Below are 12,215 nucleotides of genomic sequence, written 5' to 3'. Positions count from 1 at the left end.
AAAATCGTATATTAGTGTTGAGGTTATTATGGCTGATATATTGATTTTGGGGCATGGACCGGCCGGTGTCTCGGCTGCCCTTTATGGTCTTCGTGCTGGACTTGAGGTTCAGCTTGTGGGTAAGGATGTGGGTGCGCTTGCAAAGGCCCACAAAATTGAAAATTATTTTGGTCTTGAAAAACCGCTCACGGGGGCTGAACTTGCCGAAGTCGGTAAGAAACAGGCAATTGCTCTTGGTGCGCAAATAGTGGACGATGAGGTAACGGACCTCATGTTTGACGGTTTTGGGTTTGTCGCGACGGGCTTGAATGGTACGTATCGCGGCAAGGTTTGCGTGATGGCAACAGGCTCTGCCCGCAAGAAGACCCCGCTCCCAGGAATGGCGGAGATGGAAGGCCACGGCGTGAGCTATTGCGCTGTTTGCGATGCATTCTTTTATCGTAAAAAGGATGTGGCTGTGCTTGGTTCGGGCGAGTATGCGTTGCATGAAGCGACTGAACTTTTGTCTGTAGTCAACAGCGTAACGCTATTGACGAACGGTGCTGAACTCACGGCGAAATTCCCTGAAAGCGTGAAGATTGAAACCCGCAAGATTACGGGGCTCAAGGGCGCAGGGCAATTTGAAGGCGTGAAGTTTGACGATGGCCTTGAAGCCAATTTTGACGGCATGTTTGTGGCTATGGGTAGTGCGAATGCAACGGATTTGGCTTTGAAAGCTGGCGCTGCGTTCGATGCTGGAAAGCTCGTGCTTGATAAGGATTTCCAAACTACGGTTCCGGGGCTCTTTGCTGCTGGCGACTGCACGGGTGGCACGCTCCAGGTGGCTGTAGCCGTTGGCGAAGGCGCTATTGCGGGTCTCGCTGCAATTAAGTATCTGAGAGAACATAGAGAGTAAGGCGCGCTGAAAATGCGTCGCGTTACTTTACTTACAAATCCCGACGTTTGCAACTTGCATTGTCCGCTGTGTTTTTTGAACCAGCGGGCTTTGCGTAATTGTAATGCGCGGAGTGCTGAGAATGGTAACGGGGATTGCCCGCCGGATAATGGTAGGGAACGTTTTTTTTATTGTAATAAGGAGCGCCGCGCGTTTGGCATGGGCGAAATGTCTTTCGAAGTTGCACGGACGGCGATTGAAAAGTACGCTGCGGATCGAGATGCTTCGGGAAAGCGCTTGTTGCGAGAAGTGATTCCTTCGACGATGGGAGAACCTCTACTTTATTCGCATTTTGACGAACTGCTGGAGTTGTGCAGGGCGCTTGGAATTCCGTTGAACCTCACGACGAATGGAACGTTCCCAGGAAAGTGGGGGAGCGAAGACGCGATGGGCGTGCTATTGCGTTCGTGCCGCGATATCAAAGTAAGCTATTTGGCTTCGGAACAGTTTGACGGTTGGAAAGCGAACGTCGAAAAGTTAGTTCGGGTGCGCGACAAGTTGCGCGAGAATGCGAGATGCGCGACGGTCTCGCTGCAAGTGACGCTGCATAAAAAGAATTTGCAGGAAGTGCCGGAGATTGTGTCATGGGCTTCTGCGAATGGGATTGATAGGATTAAGTGGAATAAAGTGGTGCTGTTGAGCGTCGCTTCGCAAGAGCTCCGTGAAATGTATGCGCTAGATGATGCGCTGCTAGAATCTTTGCGTGATGAGTTTCGGTCGGGAGAGTTTTCTGCTTCGAATGTGAAGCATGAAGGAAGTCTGTTTTTTAAGAATAGTGCTGATCTGTGCGCTGTTGGCGGTAAGTGCGAATCATGTCCTTTTGCAGATGAAGTTTGGGTTTGGCCCGACGGTCATGAGGACCATTGCCCGAATCCGGAAAGACGGTGGGTAGGCGAGAGGTTGGAATAGCGAGATGTTGAAACAGTCTTGCTATAATCAGTTGGTGCGAGATTAGACAAAAGTTTCACTTCGTTTCAACTTTTGCCCTTCGGGTTTTGGCTTGCGCCAAAATCTCAAATTTGTTCATTGTTCACTTCGTTCACGGAACAAATTTGTCGAACTCACTTCGTGAGTTCTCATTTGCGTATTTAGATATAAAAAGAAAACCACCCTTGTGGGTGGTTCTCTTTTTATCGGAATAGCGAGATTCGAACTCACGACCTCTTGCTCCCGAAGCAAGCGCTCTACCAGGCTGAGCTATATTCCGTTTTTGTTTTGTCTTGACGGTTCGTCGTTGACGCGCACAATTATAGTTAATTTCGATTGACTTTTAAAGGGGTAAGGGCAAAAAAAGTGAAAATTTTTTCATTATTTTTTCTTTTTTGCGATTTGCGGGTGCGGCTTGCCGATTTTCATGATGCTGGAACCGGCGTTGTCGGGTTCAACCTTGTAGAAAACGACTCGATTTTTCCATTCGGAGCGCACTTTACGGTCGATGATGCGCTTGACGTTGCCGTATTCCGGGTTGCCGCCACCGTGAATCACGCGCAAAACGCTGAGACCTGCGATGAGAAGGTCGTCAATGCGACGCTCAACGGCTTCGGCTGCTTCTTCGGAGGTGAGGCCGTGAAGGTCGATTTCATCTTCGGGGTTCGGCATTTCCCAGGCGGCGGGATTGCGGCGCATTTTCTTGCCGCGTGTGGCGCGTTGCGGTCTTGCTTCGGCTTCAGCCTCGGCCTGGATTTCGGCAAGTTCGTCCTTGTCTTCCATTTGGTGGTTCTTGATCCACTCTAACTGAAATTCTTCTTCGGCATTTAAAGGCATTGTAAATCTCTTTTTGAAGCTAAATATAAAAAAAGCTTCATGCAAACTGTGTAAGGCGATCCCGGAACGGAGTCCGGGATGACAGATCGGGGTGACATTGCGTTTGGCATTGTTTTTAGAGTGTTGCAATAAAATTCCCGTGGTAATTCCAGCTCCACTGTTCGGGGTGCTCGGCAATCCACATTTCGACTTCGCGTGCGATTCCCGTGACGAGCGGGCTGTTGTCGATTGTTGCGTTTGCGCGTTCGTCGCTTGAGCCTGCGTGCGTTCCGCATATTGGGGCGCTTATGGTGTTCTGGTTGATGTGCGGTGGCTTGTGTGTTACGTCGTACTTTGGCGGGTAATATTTTTCGAAGCGGATGACGATGCGCTTCTTTTCGCTCCACGTACGGAATGTGACGATGCCTGCACCCATGTCGTTTATTTTTTGCGGGAGGCGCAGATAGAGCGTACTTGGACGACCGAATAGCGAGACTGTGTTCCCTTTGGTATGCTTGCCTTGGTCGATGACCATTGCGAGAATGCCTTTTGTGCGGAAAAGTTCACGGATCAGGCGTCCTGTTTCATCGGGATGATATTCGGTCAGGTGCGGATCACTGCGGAGGTCTTTGAGGACTTCGCGAAATGCTATGTCGCCGACGGAATCTGTAATGAGGTGTACGTGTTCGCTGTAGCGGCAAAGAGCGCGGTGCAAAAGTTCGAATGCCCCTTGGTGGATGCTGATGCCTGCGATGGGGGCGTTTTGTTTAGCACATTCAGCGATGGCGCCCTGGATGATGTGCTCGTTTTCGTACACGATTCGCTTTTCAACGCTTTTGAAACGGGCGAGTCCGCGGTAGGATTCTAGCGCATTCCAGAAAATGCCTTTGAATGTGTCGCGCGCATTTATTGTCGCAAGCGCATCTAGGTTTGGGCTTTTCACATCGTGCGGCATTTTGTTAGTATCGTTGCTTTTCCGTATAACGTATTCCTTTGCGGCTGCCAAGTGCTTTTCAACGCGCCCGTAGGCGCGCTTCTTGTGCAAAGCCTTGTAAATCGGGAAAACGACTGCAAAAAATGCCGAATAGAATATGTTCGGCAACCATAATAAGGTGTGTAGAAAAATTTTATATAAAGTTTTTCTCACTAATGTCATGCCCGATTTAGTCGGGCATCTCCTTTTGCTGAAATGGAGATTCCCGCTTTCGCGGGAATGACAGGCTGACGCCTGGTTAATCCTCTTCAAATTCCAGGATGTTTCTTCCGAGTTCGCGGTCAAAGATGCTCTGCTTGAGACCTTCGCCAGCGTAGCTGATCGTCGGCGAGATTTCGTACAACTTCTTCTCGTCAATCTTGACGTGCGCCTTGCGGAGCCATTCGCGGTGGAGCTTGCCAATCATGATGCGAGCCGTCTTCGGAGAATCGTTGCCTTCGGCATTCTTGACCGGGCTGAATTCTTCTTCGCGCACGACGCCGAACGGGAGCATGGAACCGAGCTGCGGGAAGGCGTCAAAGAGGAACTGTTCGAACTTGAAGCACTTTTCGATGCCGCAAACGGTTTTGCGTGCGGTGTGCCACGGGAGCTTGCTTGTCTGCAACTTGCGAAGTCCGCTGATTTTAAACAAGTGAATCGCGATGTTGCCACCGTCGAACGTGAGACTGCCATCGGCATTCGTCATGTCGCGGAAGTTTTCCGGAAGGTCGCTGTATTCGACAACGCCTGGCTTCTTGTTCTGGAAGGCGAAAATGCCGACTTTTTCGTTCGGGCCGGCCTTGTGGACGACCTTCGATGCGCTGAGAATTGTGCCTTTTTCGGCGAGAGCTCCAATGAATGCCGGGTCGCAAATGCGGCAGAGGGCGTTATCGACGCTGTAGAGGAATACGTATTGCACGCCGCGTTCCACAAGCCAAGCGAGTGTTCCGCTCTGGGCGAGAGCGCGGAAACAACCGCCATTTCCATCGGGTACAAGCGCTAAATGGTCTTCGCCGTCGCGAACAGCCTTGCCGTCTGCGGTGAGGGCGCAAATCGTTCCCTGCTGGAAGAATCGGATATCTTCGCGGTTTAAACCAAAGAAGTTGTTTTCGCTGAAAAAGTTGACCGTCGCTTCGTGGTTCAATGGACTCGTCATGATGCACCACGGGATGGCGTGACCCACGCGGGCGCCCAAATTGCGCAAACGTTCGGCCTGCAATTGGAACAAACTCTTGTGGCTCGGAAGGCCAATGTCATACATGCCCTTCGGACCGTCGAAACCGAGGCGAGAACCTTGACCGCCTGCTACGAGGAATGCGGCAACTTTGCCCTGACCGAGGAGAATTTCACCCGTTTCTTTCCAGAAGTCGTAACGAAGATCATCGGTTGCAAGTTTCCACGGCATCGGAGTGAGGTCGGCAGAAACGTTGTCGCTCAGGCTGGCTGCGGACTTTTCTGCGTGGAGTGCCTTGAGTTCTTGCCAGTCCTGGCTCAAAATATCGCGTTCCAAATTTGCGCGGGCATCACCCGTCAAGGATTCCAAATGTTGGGCCAGTTCTTGCTGACCTGCGGCGTTCAAAGTTTCGATAATATTCATGCGATGTAATATAATAAAAAGAAAAATGCCCGCTCAATGGCGGGCACGATAAGTCTTGTTGTTATGGTAAACTATCTAATACCGAAGAACACAACCATGCTAAAGATGAGGGCGAAGATGCTCACGAGGTGCATGCGCCACACAATCTTGGAGTTCATGAGCGGCTTGCTTGGGAAGCGACCGTCCCACTTCTTTTGGTAGTGGTGGTGGAGCGGGGCGCAAAGGAAAATGCGCTTGCCGGTGCCGGTCGTTCTCTTGGTAATCTTGAACCATGTAATTTGCATGAGCACGGAGCAAGCTTCGGCGATGATGATAATGCAAACGATGGGGAGGAAGAGTCCGGCCTGTACCAAGATAAACATGATACCGATGGCTGCGCCGAAGCCGACAGAGCCTGCGTCACCCATGTAGATTTCTGCCGGAGGGCTGTTGAACCACAGATAAGCGAGCAATGCGCCTGCGATGGCGGTGGCGAGCGGGAAGAGTTCGTCGCAGCCGGGGAGGTACGGCACGCTCAAGTACTGGCTAAAGATGAAGTTGCCACTCACGTAAGCGACGAGTCCAACGAACACCATGCTGGTGAGGATTGGTACAGAAACGAGGCTGTCGAGACCGTCCGTGAAGTTCGTTCCGTTAGCAGATGCGGCGATGACAAATGTCATGAAGGCAACGAAAATCCAGTTGGGAAGATGGATTTGGAAAACGTCAATCGGGCAGAACGGAATGGTCAAATCGCCCTTGAGTTCGGGGATGAACTTGTAGCAGAAAACGGCAACGACAAAGCTAAACAAGAAGTAGAGGAAAAGTCTAAGTGAACTGGAAATGCCGTCCGCCTTGTCCATGTATTCGGCGGCTTTGAGCTTGCCTTGGTTCACGAGGCGCTTTGCACGGACCTTGGCCATATCGTCGGTGGCGCCCACGGCGCTGAACAGTGCCAAAATCACGAGAGTCGAGATGGTGTAGCCGTTCATCTGGCAAACGAGCAGTGAAACAATTTCAACGACAATCACGAGGAGAAGGCCGCCCATAATCGGAGGCGATTTTGTCTTGCCATCCTTGTCGAAATCGCTCGTGGCGTCCAACCTCTGCAAGAAGCGAATGTACTTCGGCATGAAGAAGAGCACCAAAATAATGGAGAGCATGGCGGCAACACCCGCACGGAACAGACGACCGTCAAAAAGGTCAATGTTTGTTGTTTGATATAGCCAGTGGCAAAGCATGTTTGACTAGTGATTAGTGGTTAGTAAACAGTGGTTAGGAAATATGAGATAAAAATAACGGGTTCACGAAGCGAGATGGACTGCGTAAAGATAAAATATTGTAGTTATGTTGGCTAGGAATTGTAAAAAGTTCTAGATTTTAGAATATGAGTGAAATGGATATCGAATGCCCGCATTGCGGAACAAAATTTAAGGTCCAGATAGACGGAGACTTCTCGAATATGATGGTGTTTCCGTGTGCTAGATGCCAGACCCCCTTGATGTGCTATCATGGGGAAATATCTGAGCTAGACCGCGAAGAGTTCTCGAAATTGCGTGAAAAACTTTCGAAGGTCTTGAACGTCGTGATGCGCCAGGATGGCACGGTGGGCGAGGTGGCCAATGCGCTCAAAAAGCTTGTCGATGTCTCGAATGCACGTGCCGACGAACGTGAGCAAAATCACACTGCAATTACGGATGATGAACTTGACGCGTTGCAAAAAGACCTTGCGGACCTCGACGTGGACGCTTTCTTGAGTAAACTGTAATGCTTGAATTTTTCATTGCCGCGCTTGTCATTGGGATTGCTCCTGGACCAGATAACCTTTTTGTGCTTGCCCAGAGCGCTACCTACGGGGCGCGTCTCGGTTTTTGCATTATCCTTGGACTTTGCACAGGAATTGCTATTCATACCTGTCTGCTTGTGGCGGGCGTTTCGGCGTTGATTGCGGCTAGCCCGACGGCGTTTTTTGTCATCCAGTGCCTTGGTGCGGCATATCTGCTTTATCTCGCGTACAAGAGTTTCGGGGTGAAAGCCGGCGTTGTGCATGTTGACTCTTGTCATCCTGAGCGGAACGCAGTGGAGTCGAAGGATCCAGTAAAGTCTAGTGATGCAATCAGCGGTGTTCCTTCTGCGCGTAGCCTTTACATGCGTGGCATTATCATGAATCTCACGAACCCGAAGGTGATTCTTTTTGTGCTTTCGCTGATTCCGCCGGCCGTGCGCTTGGAGCGTCCAATCCACCCGAGTTTGCAGATGGCTATTTTCGGCGGTGAATTTATCTTGGCGACGATGATTGTTTTTGGGAGCATTGCGCTTTTGGCAGGGACTGTGAAGAAGTTCCTTTTGACATCGCCGAAGGCGAATCGCAATCTGAATTGGTTCAGCGGTGCGGTGTTCGTCTTCTTGGCTGTCGCGCTATTTTTTGTCTAAAGCTGTTCCTGAATAACCTTCAATAGCTTTGTAATTGTCTCTTCGGGAGTGTCCTTGGAGCTTGCGCCTGCGGCACGGACGTGGCCGCCTCCGCCAAATACTCCTGCAACTTTGTTGACGTCGACAACGTAATTGCTGCGCAGGCTAATCTTGTAATCGCCGTTGACTGGATAGAGGAATATGGCGACTTCAGTGCCGGTGACTTCGCGCAAGGTGTCGATGACACTGCTGAGTTCAACCGGAGTCACGGAATAGCGGTCCATGTCTTCGGGCGTGAGGTAGCTGTAGACGACTTTTCCGTCGAGGGCGAGTTTGCTGCTCATCATCACATAGCCTGTTACGAGCGTCTGGGTATACGTTCTCGTGTAGTACGTCTCGTTGATGATGCGCGTGAAGTCGATGCCTTTTTCAAGCAAGTCGCCAATGACCGTCATCGTCTTGTGGCCGGTGCTGCTGAACTTGAAGGCTCCTGTGTCATGCACGATGCCGAGGTACAAACATTCTGCGGTTGCCTTGCTGACTTTGCTCGGGTCCAATAAAAAGTAGAGGACTTCACATGCGGAACTTGCCTTTGCGTCCACGTAATTGACGTCGCAGAGGTTCAGCGGATTGCTGACGTGGTGGTCGATGTTGCAAGTCTTTTTAGCTGCTTTGAGGCAACTTTCGCCGTTTGCACCGACACGGTCGAATGTGGATGAATCCAAAAGGAACGCTAAATCGAACGAGCCAAACTCATCGCTGTAAAATTCGTTAATTTCGTTGGAGTTGGTGAGAATCTTGTAGTTCTCGGGGAAACGTTCCAAGAAAATGCGGACTTTTGTGGTCGGGTAGTTGTCGCAGATGTAGTTGTAAAGACCAAGTGTAGAGCCCACGCAGTCTCCGTCAGGGCGTACGTGCCCAAAAATGGCAACGCTTTTAGCTTCTTGCAGTAAATCATCAATTTGCATAAGACTTCCTTTTTTGAAAAATGTAAATAAATATTTTGGATTGACTAGACGGACTTTCTATATTTGCCACGATGAAACTTTTATTTACTGATTTAGACGGTACGCTCCTCGACGACGAAAAGAATATTAGCCAGGTGGACATGACTTCAATCCAGGCGATGATTGGGGCTGGACACAAGTTCGTGATGACGACAGGGCGCCCGCTCACAAGCGTAAAGCACATTGCTGAAAAGTACGGCTTCTTGAAGCCGGGATATTTTCTGGTGAGTTTTAATGGTGGGCTCATCTACGACTGCGGAACGGAACAGCCGATTTTGACACGCCGCATCGCTGTGGATCAGGTGAAGTTCATCATGGACGAAGCCCACAAACGCGGAATGCACGCACACACTTATGCGGGCGATTTGGTGGTCTCGGAATACGAGACGGAACAGCTCAAAACGTATTGTCGCTTGATGAAAATGGATTATGTTGTTGTAGATGATATCCGCAATTATTATGGTGGGGTTAATGGCAATGACGGTCCGATCAATGTCGTGGTTAAGCCGCCGATTAAGGTGAACGTGATTACGCCGTTTGAACATTCGAGTCTCGTGGATTTCCGCGCCGAGATGCGGACGGTTACGGCGGGCAAGCTGTTCGACGTGTTTAGCAAGCCCGAAATGCTTGAGTTCTCGCACATGCTTTCGAACAAAGGCGCTGCTGTGCGCTACATGGCGGACTTCTATCACGAGCCGATTGAAAATACGATTGCCGTGGGCGATGAAGAAAACGATTGCCCGATGATCGAAGCGGCTGGTGTCGGGGTGGCTATGGCGAATGCGTCACCGGCGGCAAAGGCTGTCGCCAATTACGTGACCGAGCACGACAACAACCATTCCGGAATCACCGAAGTTATTGAAAAATTTGTGTTGAACGCGTCATGCTGAGCTGGATTTGATGTTGTCATGCCGAGTGCTCTTTCCCCGTCATGCTGAGCCGGAACGGCGAAGCGTCCAGTAAAGTCTTGAACCGCGACTGACGTTAGATTGTCGTTTTGCGGAGTCTCGCAATAATTTCTTCTACGTCCGTGAAGGCGCACATGGGGAGGCTGACGACTTTTTGGCAGGCCTCAATGGCGTTGCTGGCGCCATCTCGTGATGCACTGAGGCCCTTGAAGCATGGCTGCGTGTGCAGCGGCTGTGGGTAGTGGATGCAGTACGGAATTTCCGCGGCGTCTAGTTTTTCGATAAAGGATTTGCGGTTTTCCGCTAATACAGTGTATTGTGCATACGTGCTCGTGTTGCCGTTTGCGATTTCTTGCGGCGCGATTCCCGGAACAGCATTGAAAAACTCATTGTACTTGCGGGCGTTCTCGCTGCGTTTCTTGAGCTCGTCCTTGAAATGGCGAAGCTTCACACGAAGGACTGCTGCCTGGAGGGCATCTAGTCTGCTGTTCATGCCGCAAATCTCGTGAATGTATCGCGTCTGGCTGCCGTGGTTTGCGATGAGGCGGATTTTTTGCGCAAGTTCATCGTTTGCGGTGAAGAGCGCTCCGCCGTCGCCGTAGCAGCCGAGTGGTTTTGCGGGGTAAAAGCTTGTGATGGCAATATCCCCGAACGTGCAGGCGGGGACTCCGTTTTGCATGGCCCCGAACGCCTGAGCCGAGTCTTCGATCAGCCACAGGCCGTTTGTCTGTGCGCATTCTCGGATTTTCTCATACGGGGCGCACTGCCCAAAGAGGTTTACCGCAATAATGCCTTTTGTCTTTGGCGTGATGAGATTTGCAATGCTTTCTACGCTGACTTGGAGCGTTTCCGAGTCAATGTCGGCAAATTTTGGGATGCCTCCGAGGCGCATCACGCATTCGGCGGGGGCGATAAAGGTAAAGTCTGGAACGATGACTTCGTCACCCGGTTTGAGCCCGAGAGCAAGGAGTGCAATCGTCAATGCGTCCGTTCCGCTACCGCAGGTAATGGCGTGCTTTGCTCTCGTGAATTCCGCAAGTTCTGATTCCAGCGCCTGGACGACCGGCCCTCCGATAAAACAGCCGCTGTCGAGGACATCCTGTTCGGCTTGCTTAAATTCGGATAAATAGGCTTCGCGCTGTGCACGTATATTGATAAACGGAATCATGGTGTGCAATTTAGCATTTTCCCGCCCCTTGACAACTTTTAAACTTTTACTATCTTTGTGCTAACATTTTTAAGTAGGTTTTCACCCGGAGATTTTAAGGTGCCTCAACACAAGTCTTGCAAAAAGCGTTTGCTCCAGGCCGAAAAGGCCAACGCAATGAACCGTTCCACCCGTAGCGCTATCCGTGCTAGCCTCAAGGTTATCCGCACTGCTGCTACGAAAGCCGCTGCCCTCGAAGAAATGCCGAAGCTCTTCAGCATGCTCGACAAGGCTGCCGTTTCTCACCGCGCTGGTTTCTGCGCCAACCGTGCTGCCAACTACAAGGCCAAGGTTGCTAAGGTCATCAACGGCCTCGCTTAATTAAAGTCTTTTACAAGGTTTTAAGCAAAATGAACCGATATGCCAATGGTGTATCGGGTTGTTTTGTCATATACAGCTTTTTTAGATTGAATTGCAAAAAAAAGTGATATAGAATACTCTCGATTAGACGAAAAATTGTGATTTTGGTTAAAAAAAGCCAAAAAAAGAAAATATTTTTTTTGTTACGATTCTTTTTTACTAGATTAAGTATTGGGTTTCAAGGAATTATAATGTCGTCTATTAATTTTGCTACAAGAGAAATTAGTTGTAAGGTCGTTTACTATGGTCCTGGTTTAAGTGGTAAAACCACGAATTTGCAGGTTATCCATCAGAAAATGCCTCAAGACAAGCGCACGGACATGGTTTCGCTCGCAACAGAAGGTGATCGAACCTTGTTCTTTGACTTTTTGCCTTTGAATTTGGGTGACATTAAGGGTTTTAAGACCCGTTTCCAGCTTTATACTGTTCCTGGTCAGGTTTATTACAACAGCACCCGTAAGCTTGTTCTTCGTGGTGTCGATGGGATTGTCTTTGTAGCAGACTCCCAGCGTTCCCGTCAGGCTGAAAACTTGGAAAGTCTCCAGAACCTGCGTCAGAACTTGCAGGATTACGGCATGAACTTGGACGACATTCCGTTCGTGTTGCAGTACAACAAGCGCGATATGGAGAACGTCTTTACACTGGATGAAATGAACGAAATGCTCAATCCAGAAAAGAAGCTCCCGTTCTTCCCGGCGACTGCCCATAATGGCAAGGGTGTCGTGACGACGCTCAAGACGATTGCCATGTTAGTCATCGAAAAGTTTAATGTGAAGCAGGGATTCTTGCGCAAAGCCGCCGTGAATGCCGGTGCCGCAGCCCCTGCAAGTGATGCTCCGGCCGAGAATGCGGATGCTAAACCGCAGGCCGCATCTGCTGCTCCGCAGCAGCCGACGTCCCCGTTCCGTATGCCGTCGTTTGCCGCCAAGCCGCAGGCAAACATGGCGAACTCCGGCGGTGCCGGTTCTGGCTTGTTCCAGAAGGGGGCCATGTCTTCGCCGTTCGCACGTCCGCGCGTGTCGACTGCCGTACCTAGAATGCCCACGTTTGGCAGGTCGGTCGATAAACCTGCACAGACGGATGATGATGAAATTG

Annotated in this window: 12 protein-coding genes, 1 tRNA gene and 1 pseudogene; 7 read left to right on the top strand and 7 right to left on the bottom strand. The window is 50.4% G+C overall.

The window, feature by feature from the left end; translation table 11 throughout:
* The first annotated feature begins 28 nt into the window (after positions 1–28).
* Both B7991_RS07255 and B7991_RS07250 read left to right on the top strand, forming a co-directional pair.
* Positions 29–895 carry an NAD(P)/FAD-dependent oxidoreductase gene (locus tag B7991_RS07255; protein ID WP_088630229.1) on the top strand — a complete coding sequence of 289 codons (867 nt, stop codon included), beginning with the start codon at positions 29–31 and terminating at the stop codon, positions 893–895.
* Between the two features lie 198 nt (positions 896–1,093).
* Entirely contained in the window at positions 1,094–1,843 is a 750-nt protein-coding gene (locus B7991_RS07250) for a hypothetical protein (RefSeq protein WP_088630228.1), read from the top strand.
* A gap of 224 nt (positions 1,844–2,067) precedes the next feature.
* Here the strand turns inward: B7991_RS07250 and B7991_RS07245 are convergent.
* The 5 genes from B7991_RS07245 to mraY form a co-directional block, all read right to left on the bottom strand.
* Positions 2,068–2,141, bottom strand: a tRNA-Pro gene (locus B7991_RS07245).
* A gap of 101 nt (positions 2,142–2,242) precedes the next feature.
* Complete coding sequence (locus B7991_RS07240) at positions 2,243–2,698, bottom strand: Smr/MutS family protein (protein ID WP_088630227.1); 456 nt, start codon at positions 2,696–2,698, stop codon at positions 2,243–2,245.
* Positions 2,699–2,813: 115 nt separating this feature from the next.
* On the bottom strand, positions 2,814–3,779 hold the full coding sequence (locus B7991_RS07235; protein WP_254917878.1) for a lauroyl acyltransferase: 966 nt from the start codon (positions 3,777–3,779) through the stop codon (positions 2,814–2,816).
* Positions 3,780–3,909: 130 nt separating this feature from the next.
* Positions 3,910–5,247, bottom strand: coding sequence for a UTP--glucose-1-phosphate uridylyltransferase (locus B7991_RS07230; RefSeq protein ID WP_088630225.1), 1,338 nt, complete (start codon positions 5,245–5,247; stop codon positions 3,910–3,912).
* 71 nt (positions 5,248–5,318) lie between these two features.
* Entirely contained in the window at positions 5,319–6,467 is a 1,149-nt protein-coding gene (mraY, locus tag B7991_RS07225) for a phospho-N-acetylmuramoyl-pentapeptide-transferase (RefSeq protein WP_012820076.1), read from the bottom strand.
* A 146-nt stretch (positions 6,468–6,613) separates the two neighbouring features.
* On the opposite strand from mraY, the gene B7991_RS07220 reads away from it, so the two are divergent.
* Together B7991_RS07220 and B7991_RS07215 are read left to right on the top strand one after the other, a co-directional pair.
* Positions 6,614–6,994 carry a hypothetical protein gene (locus B7991_RS07220; RefSeq protein WP_088630224.1) on the top strand — a complete coding sequence of 127 codons (381 nt, stop codon included), beginning with the start codon at positions 6,614–6,616 and terminating at the stop codon, positions 6,992–6,994.
* Positions 6,994–7,659 carry a LysE family translocator gene (locus B7991_RS07215; protein WP_088630223.1) on the top strand — a complete coding sequence of 222 codons (666 nt, stop codon included), beginning with the start codon at positions 6,994–6,996 and terminating at the stop codon, positions 7,657–7,659. The genes B7991_RS07220 and B7991_RS07215 overlap by 1 nt, the downstream gene beginning before the upstream one ends.
* Here B7991_RS07215 and B7991_RS07210 read toward each other — a convergent pair.
* Complete coding sequence (locus B7991_RS07210; protein WP_088630222.1) at positions 7,656–8,606, bottom strand: bifunctional oligoribonuclease/PAP phosphatase NrnA; 951 nt, start codon at positions 8,604–8,606, stop codon at positions 7,656–7,658. The genes B7991_RS07215 and B7991_RS07210 overlap by 4 nt on opposite strands.
* A 71-nt stretch (positions 8,607–8,677) precedes the next feature.
* Here B7991_RS07210 and B7991_RS07205 point away from each other — a divergent pair, with 71 nt between their 5' ends.
* Entirely contained in the window at positions 8,678–9,535 is an 858-nt protein-coding gene (locus tag B7991_RS07205) for a Cof-type HAD-IIB family hydrolase (RefSeq protein ID WP_088630221.1), read from the top strand.
* Positions 9,536–9,629: 94 nt separating this feature from the next.
* Here B7991_RS07205 and B7991_RS07200 read toward each other — a convergent pair whose 3' ends face one another.
* Positions 9,630–10,721, bottom strand: a complete 1,092-nt coding sequence (locus B7991_RS07200; protein WP_088630220.1) for a DegT/DnrJ/EryC1/StrS aminotransferase family protein — start codon at positions 10,719–10,721, stop codon at positions 9,630–9,632.
* 99 nt (positions 10,722–10,820) lie between these two features.
* Here B7991_RS07200 and rpsT point away from each other — a divergent pair, with 99 nt between their 5' ends.
* Both rpsT and B7991_RS15230 read left to right on the top strand, forming a co-directional pair.
* Positions 10,821–11,081: a 30S ribosomal protein S20 gene (gene rpsT, locus B7991_RS07195; RefSeq protein WP_012820070.1), complete on the top strand. Its 261-nt coding sequence runs from the start codon at positions 10,821–10,823 to the stop codon at positions 11,079–11,081.
* Positions 11,082–11,311: 230 nt separating this feature from the next.
* Positions 11,312–11,884: pseudogene (locus tag B7991_RS15230) on the top strand (ATP/GTP-binding protein); the annotation flags it as partial.
* Between the last annotated feature and the right edge of the window lie 331 nt (positions 11,885–12,215).

It is taken from the genome of Fibrobacter sp. UWB3 (genome assembly GCF_002210405.1).
Taxonomy (GTDB): domain Bacteria; phylum Fibrobacterota; class Fibrobacteria; order Fibrobacterales; family Fibrobacteraceae; genus Fibrobacter.
Note: the sequence above shows the minus strand (reverse complement) of the source record. Positions and strands in the feature narration are given on the sequence as shown.

Bases quoted from the DNA above. Each gene is read 5' to 3' on its own strand.
- B7991_RS07215 (WP_088630223.1), top strand. From the start codon at position 6,994: ATGCTTGAATTTTTCATTGCCGCGCTTGTCATTGGGATTGCTCCTGGA.
- B7991_RS07220 (WP_088630224.1), top strand. From the start codon at position 6,614: ATGAGTGAAATGGATATCGAATGCCCGCATTGCGGAACAAAATTTAAG.
- B7991_RS07255 (WP_088630229.1), top strand. From the start codon at position 29: ATGGCTGATATATTGATTTTGGGGCATGGACCGGCCGGTGTCTCGGCT.
- B7991_RS07250 (WP_088630228.1), top strand. From the start codon at position 1,094: ATGGGCGAAATGTCTTTCGAAGTTGCACGGACGGCGATTGAAAAGTAC.
- B7991_RS07210 (WP_088630222.1), bottom strand. From the start codon at position 8,606: ATGCAAATTGATGATTTACTGCAAGAAGCTAAAAGCGTTGCCATTTTT.
- B7991_RS07205 (WP_088630221.1), top strand. From the start codon at position 8,678: ATGAAACTTTTATTTACTGATTTAGACGGTACGCTCCTCGACGACGAA.
- B7991_RS07200 (WP_088630220.1), bottom strand. From the start codon at position 10,721: ATGATTCCGTTTATCAATATACGTGCACAGCGCGAAGCCTATTTATCC.
- B7991_RS07230 (WP_088630225.1), bottom strand. From the start codon at position 5,247: ATGAATATTATCGAAACTTTGAACGCCGCAGGTCAGCAAGAACTGGCC.
- mraY (WP_012820076.1), bottom strand. From the start codon at position 6,467: ATGCTTTGCCACTGGCTATATCAAACAACAAACATTGACCTTTTTGAC.
- B7991_RS07240 (WP_088630227.1), bottom strand. From the start codon at position 2,698: ATGCCTTTAAATGCCGAAGAAGAATTTCAGTTAGAGTGGATCAAGAAC.